This is a genomic window from Streptococcus mitis (assembly GCF_965111735.1).
In the GTDB taxonomy this organism is placed as follows: domain Bacteria; phylum Bacillota; class Bacilli; order Lactobacillales; family Streptococcaceae; genus Streptococcus; species Streptococcus mitis_DR.
In genome coordinates, this window is sequence record NZ_OZ217346.1 from 297,213 (window position 1) to 320,277 (window position 23,065).

The 23,065-nt window shown below is 38.5% G+C and carries 15 protein-coding genes and 3 pseudogenes; 10 read left to right on the top strand and 8 right to left on the bottom strand.

Translation table 11 applies throughout. The annotated features are described in order from the left end of the window. Positions 1 to 284: 284 nt before the first annotated feature. The 7 genes and pseudogenes from ACLV7W_RS01475 to ACLV7W_RS01505 all read right to left on the bottom strand — a co-directional run. Positions 285 to 1,049, bottom strand: a pseudogene (locus tag ACLV7W_RS01475) (tyrosine-type recombinase/integrase); the annotation flags it as partial. Between the two features lie 194 nt (positions 1,050 to 1,243). Beyond that, a complete protein-coding gene (locus ACLV7W_RS01480) occupies positions 1,244 to 7,069 on the bottom strand; it encodes an alpha-L-fucosidase (RefSeq protein ID WP_153210011.1) in 5,826 nt (1,941 codons plus the stop codon). Between the two features lie 341 nt (positions 7,070 to 7,410). Next, a complete protein-coding gene (locus tag ACLV7W_RS01485) occupies positions 7,411 to 7,887 on the bottom strand; it encodes a glutathione peroxidase (protein ID WP_411865300.1) in 477 nt (158 codons plus the stop codon). Continuing rightward, positions 7,884 to 8,462, bottom strand: a complete 579-nt coding sequence (locus tag ACLV7W_RS01490) for a DUF3278 domain-containing protein (RefSeq protein WP_411865301.1) — start codon at positions 8,460 to 8,462, stop codon at positions 7,884 to 7,886. Before ACLV7W_RS01490 ends, ACLV7W_RS01485 begins: the two co-directional genes overlap by 4 nt. A 12-nt stretch (positions 8,463 to 8,474) precedes the next feature. Further along, positions 8,475 to 8,816: a hypothetical protein gene (locus ACLV7W_RS01495; protein ID WP_060627545.1), complete on the bottom strand. Its 342-nt coding sequence runs from the start codon at positions 8,814 to 8,816 to the stop codon at positions 8,475 to 8,477. Positions 8,817 to 8,826: 10 nt separating this feature from the next. Continuing rightward, the gene (locus ACLV7W_RS01500) at positions 8,827 to 9,369 is read right to left on the bottom strand and encodes a DUF3278 domain-containing protein (RefSeq protein ID WP_411865302.1); all 543 of its coding nucleotides are present in this window, start codon (positions 9,367 to 9,369) and stop codon (positions 8,827 to 8,829) included. 15 nt (positions 9,370 to 9,384) lie between these two features. Beyond that, a complete protein-coding gene (locus tag ACLV7W_RS01505; protein WP_001082470.1) occupies positions 9,385 to 9,579 on the bottom strand; it encodes a helix-turn-helix transcriptional regulator in 195 nt (64 codons plus the stop codon). 164 nt (positions 9,580 to 9,743) lie between these two features. On the opposite strand from ACLV7W_RS01505, the gene rsmH reads away from it, so the two are divergent. The 5 genes from rsmH to ACLV7W_RS01530 all read left to right on the top strand — a co-directional run bounded on the left by rsmH (position 9,744) and on the right by ACLV7W_RS01530 (position 16,047). Continuing rightward, positions 9,744 to 10,694: a 16S rRNA (cytosine(1402)-N(4))-methyltransferase RsmH gene (gene rsmH / locus ACLV7W_RS01510; protein WP_125452822.1), complete on the top strand. Its 951-nt coding sequence runs from the start codon at positions 9,744 to 9,746 to the stop codon at positions 10,692 to 10,694. 9 nt (positions 10,695 to 10,703) lie between these two features. Further along, the gene (ftsL, locus tag ACLV7W_RS01515; protein WP_000227824.1) at positions 10,704 to 11,021 is read left to right on the top strand and encodes a cell division protein FtsL; all 318 of its coding nucleotides are present in this window, start codon (positions 10,704 to 10,706) and stop codon (positions 11,019 to 11,021) included. Between the two features lie 3 nt (positions 11,022 to 11,024). Then, complete coding sequence (gene pbp2X, locus ACLV7W_RS01520; RefSeq protein ID WP_411865303.1) at positions 11,025 to 13,277, top strand: penicillin-binding protein PBP2X; 2,253 nt, start codon at positions 11,025 to 11,027, stop codon at positions 13,275 to 13,277. A 1-nt stretch (position 13,278) separates the two neighbouring features. After that, a complete protein-coding gene (gene mraY / locus ACLV7W_RS01525; RefSeq protein WP_411865304.1) occupies positions 13,279 to 14,259 on the top strand; it encodes a phospho-N-acetylmuramoyl-pentapeptide-transferase in 981 nt (326 codons plus the stop codon). Between the two features lie 436 nt (positions 14,260 to 14,695). Next, positions 14,696 to 16,047 (top strand): IS3 family transposase gene (locus ACLV7W_RS01530; RefSeq protein WP_411865305.1). Its coding sequence is split into 2 segments (ribosomal slippage): positions 14,696 to 15,137 and positions 15,137 to 16,047, totalling 1,353 coding nucleotides; the frame shifts between segments, so codons are not numbered across the junction. 42 nt (positions 16,048 to 16,089) lie between these two features. On the opposite strand, the gene ACLV7W_RS01535 is transcribed toward ACLV7W_RS01530, so the two are convergent. Then, on the bottom strand, positions 16,090 to 17,592 hold the full coding sequence (locus ACLV7W_RS01535; protein ID WP_411865306.1) for an IS1182 family transposase: 1,503 nt from the start codon (positions 17,590 to 17,592) through the stop codon (positions 16,090 to 16,092). On the opposite strand from ACLV7W_RS01535, the pseudogene ACLV7W_RS01540 reads away from it, so the two are divergent. From ACLV7W_RS01540 to glf, 5 genes and pseudogenes are all read left to right on the top strand, one after another. Next, positions 17,553 to 17,734: pseudogene (locus ACLV7W_RS01540) on the top strand (hypothetical protein). The gene ACLV7W_RS01535 and the pseudogene ACLV7W_RS01540 sit on opposite strands and share 40 nt — an antisense overlap. Before the next feature lie 87 nt (positions 17,735 to 17,821). After that, positions 17,822 to 19,789 (top strand): peptide ABC transporter substrate-binding protein, encoded by a 1,968-nt coding sequence (locus ACLV7W_RS01545; RefSeq protein WP_411865307.1) that lies wholly within the window; start codon positions 17,822 to 17,824, stop codon positions 19,787 to 19,789. 401 nt (positions 19,790 to 20,190) lie between these two features. Further along, positions 20,191 to 21,636 (top strand): LCP family protein, encoded by a 1,446-nt coding sequence (locus ACLV7W_RS01550; protein WP_125443775.1) that lies wholly within the window; start codon positions 20,191 to 20,193, stop codon positions 21,634 to 21,636. A 6-nt stretch (positions 21,637 to 21,642) separates the two neighbouring features. After that, positions 21,643 to 21,747: pseudogene (locus tag ACLV7W_RS01555) on the top strand (CpsB/CapC family capsule biosynthesis tyrosine phosphatase); the annotation flags it as partial. Positions 21,748 to 21,842: 95 nt separating this feature from the next. Next, the gene (gene glf, locus ACLV7W_RS01560) at positions 21,843 to 22,946 is read left to right on the top strand and encodes a UDP-galactopyranose mutase (RefSeq protein ID WP_411865308.1); all 1,104 of its coding nucleotides are present in this window, start codon (positions 21,843 to 21,845) and stop codon (positions 22,944 to 22,946) included. Positions 22,947 to 23,065: the final 119 nt, after the last annotated feature.

A 23,065-nucleotide genomic window follows, 5' to 3' on the forward strand; every position in this document is an offset into this window, starting at 1 on the left:
GCATCACAATTTAGTAAACGTTAATTCGAAAGAATTACGATACTTACAGAGAGCACCTTTCGGGGTGTTCTTTTTTATACTTTCTTACTAAATTGGTGCAATTGACACAGTTGTTGCGACTTTAGTCGTTTACAAATGTGGCTGCAACCTGACAAGGTCAGTTGCCTCAAAACGTTAATCAATACGATTATATCAACGTTTCAAAGCACTCAAGAGTTTACCTCATGGGTGCTTTTTTTATGTTTTTTTTAAAAGTTTACCTCAAAGTTCACCTTATTTTTACCTTATTGTTTTAGAGACTTTAAAGCAAATTCACCAACTGCCATAGGAACTACATTAGAAGTATTGACATAAATTTGAGTTGTACCTGTATCGCTATGCGTTAGTGCTTCAGAAATTGCTTCTAAGCTCATTCCTGCTTGTTTAGCAAGTGTCGCTCCTGTGTGTCGCAGTTTATGAGGTGTAGCATGTGTCAGCTCTTTGTGTCGCTTTCTAATACTTTTCATTTTATTGTTTAGATAGTCAGCGTGTAAAGGCTTATTGATGTTTCCTTTTGTGTCGATATATGTAAAAACAAATTGTTCTGGATTACTGATGATGCCAAACTTTACTAGTTCATATTTTTGTTGCTCTTTCCAAGAGGTAAGGAGCTGAAGTAAGTCATTAGAAATAGAGAAAATAGTTTTCTTATTTCCCTTAGTAGATTTTATTTGTCCATATCTATCTAAAGCTTGAATTAGCTGAATCTGTGATTTCGAAAAGTCGATATGTTTCCATTGAAGAGCATAGGTTTCAGATTTTCTATCATCTAAGAAAAAAGTGAGATAAAATAGGACATAATCTTTCAGAGTTATTTTATCATTATCTAAATCTTCTTGAAATGCTGAGAACCATTCTTGGAGTTGTTCATGAGTTAGATATAAATCTTCCCCTCTCTTTGACTCTGCAAGTTGAATCTTTTTAGTGGCCTTTATTCTTCTTAATATTTTTGCAACTTTATTAGCTTCTATATACTCAAGTTCTTCTGCCCAGTCAAAGATAGAATGAACTGCACCCCAAAAGATAGATTTTTTCTGTCTAACTTTTTGGGGCCAGTTCAATAATCATTCTGTTTTATATATACTAAGACGTACATAGAAATTTATGTATTTTTTTTTGATTTATATATAGAAAAAGAGAAGACCGGCTGGCCTTCTCTTTGGGGGAACTAGAATCATTGAAAAGAATTAAGTAAAGATTTTAATTAGTCTTTGAAATTCTTTTGGAAGATGAGTAGAGACAATATTGAAGTAATAGCAGCCAAGAATAAGAAGGCATCTGCTTCTTGCTCTCCAGTTTCTGGGAGTTGTTTTTCCTTGTCTTGTTTAACTGTAGTAGCAACAGGTGCTTTTTCATCTTTTCTTGGTGAATCTTCTGTTACAACTGCAGGAGCTGGTTTTTCAGTTTCTCTAGGTACAACATACTCAGGGAGAGTCACAACTGGTGGTGCCTCTGTTCCTACAGAGCTTTGTTTCGTTCCAACTTCAATCACTCGGTCTAGAGCTGGAGTTGATTCAGTTTGAACTACTTTACGATTGCTGCCATCTACTTCGACATACTCGATTATAGCACCATCTTTCCCTTCTGCTAGAACTTTCTCTTTTCCTTTATCTAAGTTTGGATTTTCGCGACGGATAGTCTTGAATGGCACTGCCTTCTTGACAATATCCAAACTTGGGAGATGGAAGACAAGCTCTTTAACTCCTTCTTCAGGACTTGAAGAAGTAATTGGTTTTTCAGGCTGTTTTGGTTCAACTGGTTGTTCTGGTTGGCTAGATTGCAATTGCTTGATTTGTTCAAGAGCGTTATTGAGGGCTTTATTGACGTCTTCTTGAGTCTTCGCTTCTTGGATAGCTGCGATTGCTTTATCAGTAATTTCAACTAATTTTTTCTTAGCATCGTTGTTAGTACCAAGTTCAGCCACTTTTTTCTCAATAGCTTCAGTCAAGCTAGCCATAGCCTTATCATAATTGATTTCAGGCTGTTCAGGTTGTTTCGGATCAACCGGTTGTTCTGGTTGGCTAGGTTGCAATTGCTTGATTTGTTCAAGAGCGTTGTTGAGGGCTTTATTGACGTCTTCTTGAGTCTTCGCTTCTTGGATAGCTGCGATTGCTTTATCAGTAATTTCAACTAATTTTTTCTTAGCATCGTTGTTAGTACCAAGTTCAGCCACTTTTTTCTCGATAGCTTCAGTCAAGCTAGCCATAGCCTTATCGTAATTGATTTCAGGCTGTTCCGGCTGTTTTGGTTCAACTGGTTGTTCTGGGCTTGTTTCGTCTCCAGGTTTTTTGTAATTTTCATCTTTGCTAAGAATATCTTGCAAAGTAGTGACTGTTGACATCACATCTTGTACATTTACCGTATCAGAACTTAATTGTGCAGTGAGTTTATCAAGATTAGACTTGAACGCTTGGCGTGCAGTTGCAGTATCTTTCAATCCAGCAGGATTAAAGTTAGACAAATCTTCTTTCCATTTAGAGATAGATTGAAGGATTTCTGCTTTGCTGTATAGCTCGCTTCCTTCGCCTTTTGTAATGAATTGATCCACTTGCATACCAATATTTTTAGTCAAATCATTCTTGTCAGGGTCTAGTTGGAGAGTTACTGCGTGCAAGTTTTCATCAAGTCCTTTTAGGTTGACTAGAGTCTGATCACCTTGACGGTTAGCGGCATGACCGCTAAAGTATTTCTTGCCATCAATAGTAGATGCATTTCCCATTCCATCTTGATAGGTGACTTCCTTACCGTCAAGGAATACTTTATAGACACCATGACCTGGGTCAACAAATCCTTTGATTTCTAAGCCTGTACCATAGAAATAAGCAGTCACAGTTGTCTTTTTCTTCTGATCCTCTGTCAGATGTCCAAATGATACCCATGATTCAGTATTTTGGTATTTACCAGAAGAGTTGGTTTCGTGTCTCCAGCCAGGACTGTAATCTAATTGACTAGCTTGGTCGTCGTAATTTGTCTGATCTTTCTTCAATAAATCAGCCTTCATTACTCGAATAGTTGCATCGGTAGCAAAACCGAGTAGGGCGCCATCAGACACAGAAGTGAGTTTTGCTTTGAAGTCAAAGATTGAGTCAGCTTGTTCTGTGAAGTCGATAGTTGGAATGGTAACAGTTTTCTCTGTTTCACCATCTGCAAAGGTCACATCTTGAGTTGTATCTTGGTAAACCTTACCGTGAACACCTGTTCCAGGTTCCGTAATGAAGCGAACGGTAGCAGCTCCCTTGCTTCCACCAACACGCTTAATTGTAACGGTAACAGGTTTTCCTTTTTCGACATCGTAAGAAGTTGCTTCAAGCTCAAACATACCCTTGCTGTTATTGTTTAGAGTGTAGATTCCTTCTGTAGCAATTGGTTCACCTGTTTTGTTAACGAGAGTAATAGTGTGTTCTCCAGGTGCTAAATCACCAGTTTCGTAAACTTTTTGGCTACGTTTACGGCTACTGTTCTTGGTTTGTACATCTGCGACTTTTTGACCATCCACGTATACAGACATTTCACCATGGTTTGGATCTACTGTTGATACAACATAGGCCTTGGTTCCTGTGAAACGATAGGTGACTTTGGCGTCTTTCTTGTTGGTCCACATAGAAGTACCGCGGATACCTTCCGATTCATTGTACCAAGTTGTACCTTCCTTGTCAGCCGTTGTATTTGAGTGGTATTCTAGTCCAAGAGGATATCCATCATTCTTTTCGATAGTGCTTGGAGTTTTATAGACTGAGAAGTTGGTTAGGATTGGTGTGGCTTGTGAGCCAGTAATCGTAACTCGGATTTTTTGTGCTTCTACAGGTTGACCCTGGATTAAACGACGATAGCCTACGGTTGAACCTTCACCATATGGAACCCAACGTCCGTTGATTTCGACTTCAATCTTGAATCCAGAAATACGTTGTCCTTTGGCAATATCTTCCTTGAGTTCTACGACATCAAAACGTCTCTTTTGTCCTAAATCAACTGTGAAGCTACCAGTTGTAGCATCATTTGAAAGTGCCCAGCTAGTATCATCTTTACCGTCTGTAAGATGGCTTTCTTTGTAGAGATGGTTCTGACGAGTAGAACTTGCTGTTACAGTCGCACCTTTGGCAAAGTCAGTCGCATACATTTGATCTAGAGTCGCTTTGAATTCTTTCAAGCGAGCCACGTCAGCATCTGCGAATTTACCTTCTTTGTTTGGTGGAATGTTGAGAAGAAGTGGCGTTCCACGACCAACAGACTTGAAGTAGATATCCATCAATTCTTTGAGGGATTTTGGTTGCTGGTTATCGTGGTAGAACCAACCAGAACGGATTGAAACGTCAGCTTCCCCTACAGAGTACATATCTCCGTCAGGGTCACCGTGGTTAAGGTATTCGTTCTTAACATTTTCGGTGATGTTGGCTTTCTTGACCTTATGCCATACAGGGTCACCTGCGATACCACGTTCATTTCCGATCCAACGAATACTTGTTGGTTGTGCAGAGAAGATAGCGATATCTCCTTCTGCTTCCTTAATATATTTGAACCATTCGTCAAAGGTGTAGGTTACTTTCTGAGCACCGCTACCACGCGCACCATCCATCCAAACTTCAATGAATTTACCTTTGTTTCCGTATTTTGGATTTCCAAGAATTTCTTTTAGTTGGTTGAGATAATATTCGTTGTATTCTTTTTCTGTATCAACCTTGTATTTAGGGCTATTAACATCCCATGGTGATAGGTAAACACCCATGTTCATATCGTATTTAGTAGCAGATTTAGAGATTTCTTCTAAAAGGTCACCCTTTCCATCTTTCCATGGACTTGCAGCTACGGTATGATTTGTATATTTAGATGGGTAAATAACGAAACCATCGTGGTGTTTGACAACCATAATAGTTCGTTTAAAACCAGTTTCTTTTAGAGTACGGATCCATTGATCTGTATCTAAGTTAGTTGGATTGAAGTTTTTAGGATCTTCATTTCCATGTCCCCATTCAGAATTAGTATAAGTATTCATACCATAGTGGATGAAGGCAGCTAATTCTTCCTTGTGATAATCAAGTTGAGCCTTGCTTGGAAGCGGACCGTGATTTCCGATTTCTGTTTCTTTATCTTCTGGATGAGCAGCAGGTAAAACATTTGAAGTCGGATTAGAGCTATCAGAGATTTTTTCGTATTCAAAGACGACATCATTCACACCCTTGTGCTGGATGTTGGCTTCTAAGCGTGGAGTGATTGCGCGGTAGCCTGCGATTTCTTTTGCTTCAAAAGTGTTTACAAAGGAAACATCGTATTCTTTTCCGTCATTATTATCAGTAACAACATCTGCTAATTCTTGCTCTGAGCCTTTCAAACGATAATGAATGGCAAATGAACCTTTATTCACTTTATAAACCACCTTGATGACCCGTGTTCCTGGAGCTGTTTTGCTGACGACGTTGTAGGTCCACTCATCTTTGAGTTGCTTGTTGATTTCGAAACCATCAATAGAGACAATCTGGTATTTCTCTTGATTTTTTGTATAGAAGTCAGTCTTAGCGATTTCTTTTTTGAAGTCATAATCAAAAGCTGTTCCAACTTCAGTCTTTTCAACGAAAGTATCATCAGTTTTGATTGGATTACCAGTTTCATCTACGTGTTGAACCACTACACGTCCGTAATCGATTCCTTTAATGAGTGTCGCAACACCATTTTCATCGAAAGAATATTGATTTTCACCAATAACAGCAGTTTTATTTCTGAACATTTCTCCTTCAGGAGTAAAGTAATATCGTTTCCCGTTATCACCTTGGTACCAACCTTTGACACCATATTTTGCGATAATATCTTTTACCCATTTGACTTGCTCAGGTGAGAGGACAATCCCACCACCGAAACGGTCTTTGTCAGGGATGCCGTTTTCAATTGTGCCGTGTTGGTGAACACCGACTACTTTACCATCACCATTGATAATACCAGCACCTGAAAGGCCTGAAACAGAAGTCATATGATAGGTGATGCCTTTTGAGCCTTTATCATCATATTTATCAACAGATTTCACGACACCATCAGCCTTGTAAAGTTGACCCGCGACAATTGGTTTTTTGAGCTCAGGTGAGCTTGAATCGGTCGGATATCCAATCGTGCTAACAGGGTCCCCTGGTTGATAGGTTTTGTTTTCTGCCAAGGGAACAAAGGTAGCAGCTTTATTTGGACTAGCGATTTGAAGAGGAACAGGTGCTACAACAGCAGCCAAGTCATTTTGATATCCTTTTCCAAATTCTTTCTTGTTCCAAAAATGAATATCTTCTTCTTTGAAGAGAGTAGTATTACCCGTTACAGGTTGAGAATTGCGAACAGCAGAATTAGAACCGAGGTTATAGTAAAACTTAGCAGAATCTCCACCTCGAATATGTCCTTCTTTTGTATCACGGTTTGATTCTAAAAAGTTGTGGGCAACAGTCAAGATGACATTTGGTGCCACAAAAATACCAGAACCAGACACGATATAGCGTTGGGAACCACCATTGTAAATGGTATAAATCATACTAGCAGCAGTAGCAGGTTGTCCTTCATAAGGGACGTGCTTCAAATCTAGACCACCGTTGATGATCGCACGATTACCATTTTCAGCTTCTTTTGGAAGTTCTTCCTTGTTTTTTAGAATGCTTTCTGTCTCAACTTTAGGGCTATCCTTCTTGTCTACGATTGCTGAAGTATCTATGTTTTTCACGGGCGTGTCAGGATAAGCTTGATCGTGGATTTCTTCAGGAAGTAAGTCGGTAGTTTTAGTATCTGCTACAGATTTTTCTTCTACTGGTTTAACAGTTTTCTCTGCTTGCTCTGACTCTTGAGATGTAGAGATTACAGGACTTTCATTTTTGATTTCTGGTTTAGTTTTTTCAGCCTCGGCCAATTTTTCTACGTTTGGTTGAGAACTTGTAGTTTCAACTTTTGCTTCGTCGGCTAGTGCTGTAGCAGATGCAAAAAAAGCGAGACCAACCATAACCGAAGCAACTCCAACGGTTAATTTTCTGATGCTAAAAGTTTGCCCTTTTTCAAAAAGGTATCGATTCATAATGTACTCCTAGTTTGAATAAAGACAGTCAGCTACTGTCTGAGCCCAAGTATGACTTGGAAACGATTTTTCTTTAGCGTTAGTTAATCTTTTTGTAATAGTTTGAGTCTAATCTTCCTCCCGTTTAAGCGCTTTCATTTTAAGATAAAAAAATTAAAATTGCCATCTTAATCTTTAAAATGACCTAATAAACCTTAATATAACAAATATACTAAATTATTCTGAGAAATGCAATAGAGAAAAGCAAGAAAATCCATCTAATTTAAAGAATTTCGTTTACTTTTTAAAGAAAATCCATCCTTCTGTTTTAGGGAGCATAGAAGGATGGATTTTAATGAAGTTTAGAGTAGATTACGTATGGCCTCTTCAATTTGTTTAGGGTCTGTTTTGGAGGAGAAGCGTTCAAAGACCTGCCCATCACGACCGATGAGAAACTTAGCGAAATTCCATTCGACTCGTTTTCCCAGTGGGCCAGATTTCTGGTCTTTCAACCAAACATAGAGAGGATCTGCCTCCTTACCGTTGACCTTAATCTTGGCAAAACGTGGGAAACTGGTTTGATAATGTAGGCTACAGAAGCTGTTGATTTCCTCTGCACTGCCTGGTGCTTGTCCCATAAACTGATTGCAAGGGAAGTCTAAAATTTCAAAACCTTGGTCTTGATAACGGTCATAGAGTTCTTGGAGACCTTGGTACTGGGGTGTTAAACCACATCCAGTAGCAGTGTTGACAACCAAGAGAATCTTACCACGATAGGCATTTAGTGAGGTTTCTTGATTGTCTTGGTTCAAGACTGAAAAATCGTATAGTGAAGTCATTGCTTGCTTTTCTCCTTCTGTTTGGTATTTTTAGGAGTTTTTTCCTCCTGTAGTGATAGAAATCCGTAGGTCAGAGTTCCAAAAATGCTACCGATAATCAGGCCATACATTAGGAAAGGACCACTTTTATCGAATTGCATGAGCAACTTCCCAAAATCTGAAAAGGACATCTGCTGAACGAAGACTTTATGAAAGATGAGTAAGGTAAAGAAGCCGATCTGAATACCGATAAACACAATCCAGCTTCGGAATTTGATTTGGGCTTTGCTGTAGGTCTTGAGGATGATTTCTGATTTGTCATCCTTTTCAAGATGAAGCTCTTGGACGGCTCTTTGGGTTTTTAAAGTAATGAAAAAAATGAGTCCAGAGTAAACATAGGGCATAGCATAGCGAACCACTTCTATGAAGCGTCCAAATAACAGATAAAACAAGAAGAGAAAGAAGGAAGAATAAACGATTTGAACCATAGAACGGGCACAAGCCTTGTAGATAATCTCTTGTCGGCATTCATCAAAAGGGCCCTGAATGTGAAAGAGATTTCGAAGTAGGCGAGTGGTTAAGTCTTCTTTTTTCATGCTAGTAACCTCCTAAATGAGTGGTTTTTGATTGACTTCTTTAACGAGTTGATAGAAAGTATAGAAGTAAATCAAGCTAAAAATGATACAGGTTGTTATAAATACTAGGTATCTCCAATCTGCAGGACGCCTTAAAAGTTGTGGGAAGGATACGAGAATAAAACAGAGAGATACGTTTAGAAGGCGTATTTTTTTGGATTGGATTTTCTGAAGTATTTGTCCCTTGTTCAGCAAAGGAAGAAATAAAAGGAAAATGATCAAGAAAGGACGCGTAATATGTCCAGAAAACAGGACGAAGGTAATAAAGATGCTGACAAAAATATGACTGAATAGTAAAGTTACTAGTGATTTCATAGGGCACCTCCTAATCCTCATCTTGCTCTTTTTTAGCTTTTTCAATGCGACGGGAGATGAGGAACTGTATGCTCGCTCCGAAGAAGATAGAACCGAGAATGCTTGATACACCATTTCTTATAGTTAGGAGAGAATGAAAATAGTCCTGACCTTCACCTATGAGTATACTTAGAAGAGGAGTTATAAAAAACATCCATAGACCAAAGAACAAACCTGCTTTAAGACCTGGGGAGTGTAGTTGCTTACTTTCTTTCTCATTCAGCATATCCGGATCAATAGCTGTAATCCCTGTTTTTTTCATTTGGTAGGTGACATAGCCAGCAGCGATGAGGGCAATCACTAAAATCAGAGGAGGATAGATTAGAGCCACTTCTTGAGGGTATTTATAGGCCAGAAGGAGTGGAATAAGATTTCCGAAAATCATCAGATAAAAGAGGATGATAAAGACTTGGTTGCCGATACGATCGGCCTCGCGCCGTTTGTATTCATCAAGGGGATCAGAAATGCCGTATGTGCGTTTGATCAGTTTTTCAGTAAAGGTTTCTTTTTTCATGAGTTTGCTCCTTTTTTAAAAATCATCCTCCCAAAAGAGACTGTTGAGGTCAGTTTGGAGGCTACGGGCGAGATTGAGACAGAGTTCCAGGGTTGGATTGTACTTGTCGTTTTCAATCATATTGATGGTCTGTCTCGAGACACCGATATCCTTGGCTAGCTCGAGCTGGGAAATGCCCAGTTCCTTGCGAAATTCTTTCACACGATTCATCTGGTCTCCTTTCTGATTTGTGTCGTATATATTTGACTATATTATATTCTTCTATGAAATAGATGTCAAGCATATTTGACATATTCTTAAAGAAATCTTACTTTTTTTGACCTATTTGTCTGACTAGTGCAAGCTAGTCGGATTTGTGGTAAAATAGATAAGATATGACAAAAGAATTTCATCATGTAACGGTCTTACTCCACGAAACGATTGATATGCTCGACGTAAAGCCTGACGGTATCTACGTTGATGCGACCTTGGGTGGAGCAGGCCATAGCGAATATTTATTAAGTAAATTAAGTGAAAAGGGCCATCTCTATGCCTTTGACCAAGATCAAAATGCTATTGATAATGCGCAAAAACGCTTGGCACCTTACATTGAAAAGGGAATGGTGACTTTTATCAAGGATAACTTCCGTCATTTACAGGCACGTTTGCGCGAAGCTGGTGTTCAGGAAATTGATGGAATTTGTTATGACTTGGGAGTGTCTAGTCCTCAATTGGACCAGCGTGAGCGTGGTTTTTCTTATAAAAAGGATGCGCCACTGGACATGCGGATGAATCAGGAAGCTAGTCTGACAGCTTATGAAGTGGTGAACCACTATGACTATCATGATTTGGTTCGTATTTTCTTCAAATATGGCGAGGACAAATTCTCTAAACAAATAGCCCGTAAGATTGAACAAGCTCGGGAAGTCAAGCCAATCGAGACAACGACTGAGTTGGCAGAGATCATCAAGTCGGCTAAGCCTGCTAAGGAGCTCAAGAAGAAGGGCCATCCTGCCAAGCAGATCTTCCAGGCTATTCGGATTGAAGTCAATGATGAACTGGGAGCTGCAGATGAGTCCATCCAGCAGGCTATGGAGATCTTGGCTCTGGATGGTAGAATTTCAGTGATTACCTTTCATTCATTAGAAGACCGCTTGACCAAGCAATTGTTCAAGGAAGCTTCAACAGTGGAAGTTCCCAAAGGTTTGCCTTTCATCCCAGATGATCTCAAGCCCAAGATGGAATTGGTATCCCGTAAGCCAATCTTGCCAAGTGCAGAAGAATTAGAAGCCAATAACCGCTCGCATTCAGCCAAGTTGCGTGTGGCCAGAAAAATTCACAAGTAAGAGGAAAAAATGGTAGATAAGAAAGAAACAACCAGTCAATTCTTGCAGAATCGTATAAAAAAATTCTCACGTGTGGAGAAGGCTTTTTATCTTTCCATCGCTTTTACGGCTCTTGTCTTAGCAGTGAGCATTATCTTTATGCAGACACGACTCTTGCAAGTGCAAAGTGATTTAACAAAAATCAATGCGCAGATAGAGGAAAAGAAGACAGAGCTCGATGATGCTAAGCAGGAAGTGAATGAATTGATTCGTTCAGAGCGCTTGAAAGAGATTGCAGATAAAAAAGATTTGAAATTGAATAATGAAAATATCCGAACAGCGGAGTAAGATATGAAATGGACAGAAAAAATAACCCGATTTGCGATAAAAAATCGTAAATCTCCAGCAAAAAACCGTAGGATAGTTGGCAAGTACCTCAGCTTTGTAGCTGTTGCCCTTTTCGCCCTCTTTTTGGCCAATTTTGCGTATATTATCGCAAAAGGTAATATATTTGGTACTGACTTGGTAAAAGAGGCTAAAAAGGTTCACCAAACCACTCGAACAGTACCTGCCAAACGTGGGACGATCTATGACCGAAATGGAGTGCCTATCGCTGAAGATGCGACCTCTTATAACGTCTATGCTGTTATTGATAAAAAATACAAGTCAGCAACGGGTAAAATTCTTTATGTAGAGGATTCGCAGTTTAATAAGGTAGCTGAAGTCTTCCATAAGTATTTGGATATGGATGAAGCTTATGTGAAAGAGCAATTAGCTCAACCAAATCTAACTCAAGTTTCCTTTGGTGCAAAAGGAAATGGGATTACCTATGCCAATATGATGGCTATTAAAAAAGATTTGAAAGATGCTAGTGTGGAAGGGATTGACTTTACAACTAGCCCTAACAGAAGCTACCCAAATGGACAATTTGCTTCTAGTTTTATTGGGTTAGCCCAACTCCATGAAAATGAGGATGGCAGTAAGAGTTTGTTAGGGACTTCTGGTTTGGAGAGTTCTTTAAATACCATTCTTGCTGGGACAGACGGTATTATTACCTATGAAAAAGACCGTGTAGGAAATATCGTACCAGGTACAGAACTGGTATCGCAACAAACTGTGGATGGCAAGGATGTTTATACAACATTGTCTAGTCCGCTACAATCTTTCATGGAAACTCAGATGGATGCCTTTCTAGAAAAAGTAAAAGGTAAGTATATGACCGCGACCTTGGTCAGTGCAAAGACCGGTGAAATTCTCGCTACCACCCAACGACCTACCTTTAATGCAGATACTAAAGAAGGAATCACTGAGGACTTTGTTTGGCGTGACATTCTTTATCAAAGTAACTATGAACCAGGATCAGCCATGAAGGTTATGACGTTAGCTTCTTCTATTGATAATAATACCTTCCCAAGTGGAGAATACTTCAATAGCAGTGAATTAAAAATAGCGGATGCGACGATTCGAGATTGGGATGTTAATGATGGTTTGACTACTGGTGGGATGATGACTTTCTCACAAGGTTTCGCTCACTCCAGTAATGTTGGAATGAGTCTACTTGAACAAAAAATGGGAGATGCTACTTGGTTGGATTATCTAAACCGCTTTAAATTTGGGGTCCCAACTCGCTTTGGTTTGACAGATGAATACGCTGGTCAACTTCCAGCTGATAATATTGTCAATATTGCCATGAGTGCATTTGGTCAGGGGATTTCTGTAACGCAGACCCAGATGCTACGTGCTTTTACAGCCATTGCCAATGATGGCGTCATGCTAGAGCCTAAATTTATTACGGCCTTGTATGATCCAAATGATCAAACCGTTCGTAGATCTCAAAAAGAAATTGTAGGGAATCCAGTTTCGAAAGATGCAGCTGGCCAAACTCGGACTCACATGGTCTTGGTAGGAACGGATCCTAGATATGGAACTATGTATAATCATAGTACAGGAAAAGCAACTGTCAATGTTCCAGGTCAAAATGTAGCCCTCAAGTCTGGTACAGCCCAAATCGCTGACGAGAAAAATGGAGGCTACTTAGTTGGTTCGACCAATTACATTTTCTCGGTTGTGGCTATGAACCCTGCTGAAAATCCTGATTTTATCTTGTATGTAACGGTTCAACAACCTGAACATTATTCAGGTATCCAGTTGGGAGAATTTGCCAACCCAATCTTGGAGCGGGCTTCAGCTATGAAAGAATCTCTCAATCTTCAATCTCCAGCCAAGAATTTAGATAAAGTTACGACAGAGTCTTCTTATGCAATGCCTAGCATCAAGGATATTTCACCTGGTGAGTTGGCGGAAGCCTTACGCCGAAATATTGTGCAACCAATCGTTGTAGGTACTGGAACAAAGATTAAAGAGACTTCTGTAGAAGAAGGGACCAATCTTGCACCAAACCGACAAGTTCTCCTTTTATCGGATAAGGTAGAAGAAATTCCAGACATGTATGGCTGGAAAAAAGAAACTGCTGAGACCTTTGCTAAATGGTTGGATATCGAGCTGGAATTTGAAGGGTCAGGTTCTGTTGTACAGAAGCAAGATGTTCGGACTAATACAGCTATCAAAAACATTAAAAAAATTAAATTAACTTTAGGAGACTAATATGTTTATTTCTATCAGTGCTGGAATTGTGACATTTTTACTAACTTTAGTAGGAATTCCGGCCTTTATCCAATTTTATAGAAAGGCGCAAATTACAGGCCAGCAGATGCATGAGGATGTCAAACAGCACCAGGCAAAAGCTGGGACTCCTACAATGGGAGGTTTGGTTTTCTTAATTGCTTCTGTTTTAGTTGCTTTCTTTTTCGCCCTATTTAGTAATCAACTCAGCAATAATGTCGGTATGATTTTATTTATCTTGGTTCTTTATGGCTTAATCGGATTTTTAGATGACTTTCTCAAGGTCTTTCGTAAAATCAATGAGGGTCTTAATCCCAAGCAGAAATTGGCTCTTCAGCTTCTAGGTGGTGTCATTTTCTACCTTTTCTATGAGCGCGGTGGAGATATGCTTTCTGTCTTTGGTTACCAAGTGCATCTAGGAATTTTCTATATTGTCTTCGCTCTTTTCTGGCTAGTCGGTTTTTCAAACGCAGTAAACTTGACAGACGGTATTGACGGCCTGGCTAGTATTTCAGTTGTGATTAGTTTGTCTGCCTATGGAGTTATTGCCTATGTGCAAGGTCAGATGGATATCCTTCTAGTGATTCTTGCCATGATCGGTGGTTTGCTTGCTTTCTTTGTCTTTAACCATAAGCCTGCCAAGGTCTTTATGGGAGATGTGGGAAGTTTGGCTCTCGGTGGAATGCTGGCAGCTATCTCTATGGCTCTCCACCAAGAATGGACTCTATTGATTATCGGAATTGTTTATGTCTTTGAAACAACTTCGGTCATGATGCAAGTCGGCTATTTCAAAATGACTGGTGGTAAACGTATTTTCCGTATGACGCCTGTGCATCACCATTTTGAGCTTGGAGGATTGTCTGGTAAAGGAAATCCTTGGAGCGAGTGGAAGGTTGACTTCTTCTTTTGGGGAGTAGGGCTTCTAGCAAGTCTCCTGACCCTAGCAATTTTATACCTACTGTAAAAAATAATCTAGTGTTTCGATTGTACTACACGAAAACGGACGATAGTAACGTATGCAGATAGTCTAGTAGATAATATAAAGTAATAAAAATTTCTAAAATAATGATATAAGATACTTACTCAAGGTATAATACGAGTTAAGTAATAGAATGTGTCTAATGTCCGATTTTTTTAGAAAATCTAAAAAATGATTGGGTACCATTATTATCATAATGGTATATTTAGTTGGAATCTTGCAACAGAAATTCAAGAAAGTGAAGAGTTCATTGTTCTAAATTTCAAAAAATTTAAAACTGAAATGTTTAATATCATGACAGACTAAAGAACCTGAGACAAAATAGTTCTCAGCCACAAAAAAGCTAGAGATTTCCAATTGCGGAACTGAACTGCACCCCAAAAGTTAGACAGAAAAAATCTAACTTTTGGGGTGTTTTATTATGAAATTGAGTTATGAAGATAAAGTTCAGATCTATGAACTTAGAAAACAAGGATATAGCTTAGAGAAGCTTTCAAATAAATTTGAGATAAACAATTCTAATCTTAGGTACATGATTAAATTGATTGATCGTTACGGAATAGAGTTCGTCAAAAAAGGGAAAAATCGTTACTATTCTCCTCATTTAAAACAAGAAATGATTAATAAAGTCTTACATGAAGGCTGGACTAAAGATAGAGTTTCTCTTGAATATGGCCTCCCAAGTCGTACGATACTTCTTAATTGGCTAGCACAATACAAGAAAAACGGGTATACTATTGTTGAGAAAACAAGAGGGAGAGTACCTAAAATGGGACGTAAACGGAAGAAAACCTGGGAAGAAATGACAGAACTAGAGCGACTCCAAGAGGAGAATGAACGCTTACGGACTGAGGTGGCCTACCTAAAAAAGTTAAAAGAGCTGGAAGACAGGGACGAAGCCTTAGAGCGAGAAAGGCAGAGACAATTAGAGAAATGGCTTCAGGAGGATTTCGACTAGATTTACTTCTTGAAACAGCACGTTTAGCTCGCTCAACTTACTATTATCAGTTGAAACAACTGGATGGGCTTGATAAAGATAAAGAGCTTAAAACCGAAATTCAGGCCATTTATAATGACCATAAAGGAAATTATGGCTATCGTAGAGTTACTCTTGAATTGAGGAATCGTGGTCATATAGTAAACCATAAGAAGGTCCAACGTCTGATGAAAGTCCTTGGTTTAACAGCTCGAATTCGCCGGAAACGAAAGTATTCTTCCTACCAAGGAGAGATTGGTAAGAAAGCAGAGAATCTCATTCAACGTCAGTTTGAAGCATCAAGGCCAATGGAAAAGTGCTATACGGATGTGACAGAGTTTGCCATTCCAAATAGCACACAGAAACTCTATTTATCGCCAGTTTTAGATGGATTTAATAGCGAAATTATCGCCTATAATCTTTCAACTTCACCAAACTTAGAACAAGTGAAAGCTATGTTAAACCAGGCCTTTACAGAGAAACACTACGAGCATACGATTCTCCATAGCGATCAAGGCTGGCAATACCAACACGATTTTTATCATCGGTTCCTAGAGAGTAAGGGAATTCAAGCATCCATGTCACGCAAGGGCAACAGCCCAGACAATGGCATGATGGAGTCCTTCTTTGGCATTTTGAAATCTGAAATGTTTTATGGTTATGAGAAGCACTTTAGGTCTTTAGAAGACCTTGAACAAGCTATTGTGGACTACATTGATTACTACAACAACAAACGAATTAAAGTCAAACTAAAAGGACTTAGCCCTGTGCAATACAGAACTAAATCCTTTCAATAATTATTTGTCCAACTTTTGGGGGTCAGTACAAACTCTAGCTTTTTAATTTTGAGTCGTTCTCTTATTGTATTTGAGGAGGTTATTGGCCATAAGTATCAATCCCATGTCAATTCTCACTTGACGCTTCCCTCTCAGATTACATCTCTTGTAACCCAAACAAGCCTTTATCTGCCCAAAGACAGGTTCCACATCAATCTTACGTTGAGCGAAAATCTGTCTACCTTCGGGAGATAAAAGCGCCTGACATTCTTTAGCTTTCAAGTTTTGATAGCGTCCGTTCATATACAGTCCCTTTTGAGGGGCTGATTCAGGTTCATCAGCGTAGTAAACCTTGATTTTCTGATGTTTGATATGGTGAAAACGATAGCACCAGCTATCAGGATGTGTGTAGCTATCCTCCTTGTCATCATAGTGCCAATTCGCTAAGTTTCTAGCTGACTGTTTATACCCTCTCTTCTGTTCCTTGTCAAACATGGCATATTTAATCAGATGGTTCACCCCCTTTTCATCTAAACGAAGGAGGTTCTCTTCACTTCCATATCCAGCATCTGCAACAACTGTCTTCAAGTCATGCGGATAGGTTTCAAGGAATGGCAGAAGAGTCTTGGTGTCTGTCGGATTTGAGAAGACATCATAGTGAAGAACAAATTGGTTTTCAGTAGCGATTTGAAGATTATAAGCAGCCTTGAGTTGGCCATTTTTCATATAATCTTCTTTCATTCGCATAAAAGTGTCATCTGGATCGGTTTTGGAAAAGCTGTTGCGCCCTTCAAATGTCTCTTGATACTTCTTATACTTTTCAGCACGTACTGAAAAATCCTCCTTGACTTTACGCAAGACTTCCTTGAGTTTACGACGCGGGGTTTTACGTTCATCCTTCCCTTTAACGGGTGTCTCCTCAATGTCCTGGTTCAATTTTTTCAATTCTCCTTCAAGGACTTGAGCGAATGCAAGCAACTGCTCTGAGGAGATAGGCTCTTGTGTATCCAGTTCGATAGCTTGATAGATAAGGGGAGTGATTTCTTCTTGAAAATAGTTCTGTATCTGTTCTTGCAGTTTGGCGGAGAATTTCTCTGTCGCTTTCTTCCACACAAAACTATACTTGTTGGCATTGGCTTCAATCTTAGTCCCGTCAATAAACAGACAATTTAAGGTCACTAACTCTTCCATTTTTAAACGAAGATTGAGGTCCATGAAAAGATTACGTATGAGTTCTTCCATCTCTTCAGCGACTCGAAAACGATTGATGGTGCGGTAGCTGACAACCAACGGTCCTGTTAGGTACTGCATAGCGAGGTTTTCAATCATCATTTTTTCGATTTTTCGTCCAGAGAAAATCCCTTGTGAATAGGCAAATAGAAGAGTAGCTATAAGCATTTTAGGGTGATAAGACGGGCGACCAAAGGCATGATAGAAGGCATGGAAGTGACAATCCTCCAAGGTATTCACCACTTTTTCAATAGTAAAGACGAGATGGTCTTGTGGTAAGAAAGAACTGATTTCTAGTGGTAAAGTTGTTTGATTTTTGTTATAGTGAATATGCATGGGATGGCCTTTCTAAATGATTTATTAAGCAATTCTATTTTACTAAGACTATCGCAACCATGCAAAAAAGCAACGGCAAATCCGTTGCTTTTTTGGAGATAAGAGACTATTGTCCCAGACTCTTTTAAAAAATATTTGTTAGAATTTTCTAACAAATCGCACTAAAATTCTTGTATTTATAAAAAAATAAGGTATAATAGTGAAAATACTTTCTTAAAGGAGATTACCTATGAAATCGAAAAAGTGGCTCTTAGGAGCAGGAGTGACCTTGAGTACAGCCATTCTTTTAACAGCTTGTGGGAAAAGTGAAAAGAATGCAGATGCTCCCAAAACATTCTCTTATGTTTATGCTGTTGATCCATCATCCTTGGATTATAGCGTTACAAGTAAAAGTTCAACTTCTGACGTAATAGGTAATGTCGTCGACGGTCTTTTAGAAAATGATAAATATGGGAATCTCATTCCTTCTCTAGCAGAGGATTGGTCAGTTTCTAAAGATGGCTTGACTTATACTTACAAACTACGTAAAGGTGTGAAGTGGTACACTTCAGAAGGAGAAGAGTATGCAGAAGTTAAGGCTCAGGATTTTGTCACTGGATTAAAGCATGCAGCAGACGGAAAGTCCGATGGTCTTTCTTTGGTTGAGAAATCTATCAAAGGATTGGAGGCTTATGTTAGTGGTGAGACAAACGATTTCTCAACTGTAGGTGTGAAAGCTATTGATGATTATACAGTAGAATATACGCTTAATAAACCGGAAAGTTTTTGGAATTCAAAAATAACCACTGCAACGATGCTTCCAGTTAATGAAGAATTTTTGAATGCAACAGGTAAGGATTACGGAGCGCCAACTCCATCAAGTATTCTTTACAATGGTCCATATTTTTTGAAGTCCTTGATTTCTAAATCTGTGATTGAATATGAAAAAAATCCTAACTATTGGGATAAGGAAAATGTCAAAATTGATAATGTAAAATTAACATTCTATGATGGATCAGACCAAGAATCCTTAATTCGTAGCTTTACACAAGGTGCCTATACAACTGCTCGTCTCTTTCCAGCAAGCTCAAACTTTGAATCAACTAAAAAGGAATACGGTGATAAGATTGTCTATAGTCCACAAGAGGCAACAAGTTATTATCTTACCGTTAACGTAAATCGTCAATCCTATAATAAAACAGCTAAAACAGATGAGTCACAAAAAACATCAACAAAAGAAGCTCTTCTCAATAAGAACTTCCGTCAGGCTCTTAATTTTGCATTTAATCGCCACGCCTATACAGCTCAATTAAATGGTGAAGAAGGTGCGGATAAGATTATTCGTAATAGTCTAGTGCCAGATAACTATGTTCAAGTAGCTGGGAAGACCTTCGGACAGCTGGCTCAGGATGAACTGCTGAAATATGGAGAGCAATGGAAAGATGTGACTCTCACAGATGGCAAAGATACAATTTACAATCCAACAAAGGCCAAGTCTACATTTGAAAAAGCGAAAACAGAATTGCAATCTAAGGGAGTAAGTTTCCCGATTCATTTGGATGTACCAGTAGAACAGACAGATGTAGTTGCAGTTCAACAGACAAATTCATTAAAACAATCGATTGAAGAAACATTGGGAACTGAGAATGTAATTATAGATGTTCTTCAAATGACGGATAATGAGAAGGAAAGTATTACTTCTCAAGCTAAAGTTCCAACCCAAAAAGATTATGATTTGAACGGAACTGGTTGGGGACCAGATTATCAAGATCCAGCAACCTATCTCAATATTTTAGATGCTAAGAAGGGTTCTGCCTTGAAACATCTAGGTATAACAAAGGGCAAGGATCCTGAAGTCATGGCGAAAGTTGGATTGGATGAATACAAGAAGCTTTTGGATGATGCTGCATCTGAGACAAGTAATCTTGATAAACGATACGAAAAGTATGCTAAAGCACAGGCTTGGGTTACTGATAGTTCACTTCTTATTCCAGTTGCTTCTTCAGGTGGCTCTCCTATGGTTAGTCGTACTGTGCCATTCACCAAAGCTTATTCACAGGTCGGCATTAAGGGGGATCCATTTATTTTCAAAGGTATGCAACTTCAAAATGATATCGTGACAACTAACGAGTATGAGGCAGCTCTTAAAAAGTGGCAAAAGGAAAAACTCGAATCTAATGCTCAGTATCAAAAGGATTTAGAAAAACACGTAAAATGAGTCTAGGCTCATTTCTACAAATGGCTTTTTAATCAATAAATCACATAAAAACAAGGGAGGACTGTATGAAAGACAGAAATCCTTTGTTTTTTTATGACTAAAATTTATAAACTTTCATTCTCAAAATTCAATTAACTTTACAAATTCTCACTATTTTGGTAAAATAAACCTATGTTATAAAAACTAACATAGCAGAAAATCATGTCAAATAGATGAGCGAGGTTCCGTAAGGGACCTTGTTTTGATGTTTATATAGTAAATTTATTGATGTAATTGGTTGCAAGTCAAAAAGAATGTTTCGGAAAGAAGATTAAAATGCCTTACCTAAGCGGATTTACCCCGCAAGTGTATTTTTTTATGATATAATAAAATGAAATAAAAATTGATAATAGAGGTATATCGTGAGTAGATCTTCGAAGCGAGCTCGTAAGGGTAAAACAAAAATATTGATTAGTTGGGGGTTGCTAGCTATCTATGCATTACTAGCAGTCTTTTTATTGTTTTTGATTTTCAAGTACAATATGCTAGCCTTCCGATATCTCAATATAGTGGTTGCTGTCTTAATTGTAGCCTTAGCCATCTTGTGCTTCTTTTTAATTCGGTCCAAGAAAGCTAAAAATCTAACGCTGATTTTATTACTGCTTGGTGTGTTAATCAATGGAACTTCTCTCTTTGCTGTAGGGCAGTTCATTGGATTTACCAGTCGCCTGAATGCGACATCGAACTACTCACATTATTCGATGAGTATTGCGGTATTAGCAGATAGTTCAATTGATAATATCAGTCAGGTAACCAGTGTAACGGGGCCGACTGGGACGGATAAGGATAATATCCAACAGTTGATGAATGATCTTAAGGCTAGTCAAAATAAGGAATTGACAGTCGAAGAAAGCAGATCCTATCTTGCGGCCTATAAGAGCTTGTTAGCTGGCGATACAAAGGCAATCATTCTAAACAGTGTCTTTGAAAACATTATTGAATCAGAATATCCTGACTATGCTTCAAAAATTAAGAAAATCTATACCAAAGAATTAACCAAGACGGTTGAAACTCCAAAAGATGTCAAGGGTGACAGTTTCAATGTTTATATCAGCGGAATTGATACTTACGGTCCAATTAGCTCAGTTTCTCGATCGGATGTCAATATCATTATGACAGTGAATCGTGAGACGAAAAAGATTCTCTTGACAACAACACCTCGTGATTCCTATGTTCCAATTGCAGATGGTGGCAACAACCAAAAGGATAAGTTGACCCATGCAGGTATTTATGGAGTAGATGCTTCGATTCATACACTGGAAAATCTCTACGGTATTGACTTGAACTATTACGCTCGTTTGAATTTCACTTCTTTCTTGAAATTGATTGATCTCCTTGGTGGAGTTGATGTTCATAATGACCAAGAATTTACAGCTCGTACAAATGGGAAGTTCTATCCCGTAGGAAATGTTCATCTTGACTCGGAGCAAGCTCTTAGCTTTGTACGTGAGCGTTATTCATTGGAAGATGGAGACCGAGATCGTGGTCGCAATCAGCAAAAGGTCATTGTCGCTATTTTGCAAAAGCTAACCTCGACAGAAGCTTTGAAAAATTATGACAGTATTATAAAGGGACTACAAGATTCCTTACAAACCAATATGCCACTTGAAACCATGATGAACATGGCCAATGCCCAACTTGAGAGTGGTGGAACGTATAAGATTAATTCGCAAGATCTTAAAGGAACAGGGCGTATGGATTTGCCATCCTATGCCATGCCTGATAGCAACCTTTACATGATGGAGATAAGTGATAGCAGTTTAGAGTCGGTTAAGGCTGCAATCAATGATGTGATGGAAGGAAAATAAGACAAAATGATTGATATTCATTCGCATATCGTATTTAGTGTGGATGATGGTTTAAAATCTAAGCAAGAAAGCAAGGTCCTTTTGACAGAAGCCTATGGACAAGAAGTACGGATTTAAGATGTAAAATATACAATTGTATCATCTATTAGAGTTATCCATCTTGTACAATTGCTACAACAGTTTGTTAAAAAATAAAAGGAGAAAAAATGTACGATTATCTTGTCGTTGGTGCTGGTCTTTTTGGTGCAGTATTTGCCCATGAAGCAGCCTTAAAAGGAAAAAAAGTAAAAGTCATTGAAAAACGAAATCATATCGCGGGTAATATCTATACACGTGAAGAGGAAGGAATTCAAGTTCACCAGTATGGTGCTCATATTTTCCATACTTCTGATAAGGAGATTTGGGATTATGTAAATCGGTTTGCAGAATTTAATCGCTATACTAACTCTCCTGTTGCAAATTATAAGGGAGAGATTTATAACCTTCCTTTTAATATGAATACCTTCAATAAACTTTGGGGAGTTGTAACGCCAGTAGAAGCACAGGCTAAGATTGATGAGCAACGTGCTGTTTTAAATGGCAAAACTCCTGAAAATTTGGAAGAACAGGCTATCTCTCTTGTAGGTACAGACATCTACGAAAAATTAATCAAAGATTATACAGAGAAACAGTGGGGCAAGCCAACTACGGAACTTCCAGCCTTTATCATTCGCCGTTTGCCAGTACGTCTGACCTATGATAACAACTATTTTAATGATACCTATCAAGGGATTCCAATAGGTGGTTACACTCAAATAGTTGAAAAAATGTTGGACCATGAAAACATTGATGTAGAAACCAATGTTGATTTCTTCGCGAATAAAGAGCAATATATGAAGGACTTCCCTAAGATTGTATTTACTGGTATGATTGATGAATTCTTCGACTATAAGTTGGGTGAATTAGAGTACCGTAGTCTTCGTTTTGAAAATGAGACCTTGGATATGGAAAATTACCAAGGGAATGCAGTTGTGAACTATACGGATTCAGAAACTCCATATACTCGTATTATTGAACACAAACATTTTGAGTTTGGGAATCAAGCAAAGACTATCATTACTAAAGAACATTCTAAAACATGGGAAAAAGGTGATGAGCCTTATTATCCAGTAAATAATGATCGTAATAATCATTTGTATAAATCATATAAAAAATTGGCTGATGAGCAAGGGAATGTTATCTTTGGTGGTCGTTTAGGACACTATCGTTATTACGATATGCACCAAGTAATTGGAGCAGCTTTGCAGTGCGTGAGAAATGAGTTAGATTAAAGAACTAAGACTGTTCCCCAGTTGCTTTTTAGAAATATGATTGATCATTCCTTGACTACCTAATGTAGTTAAGGGATTTTTTGATATTATTCATATTTTTGCAAAGATATTGTTTAAAA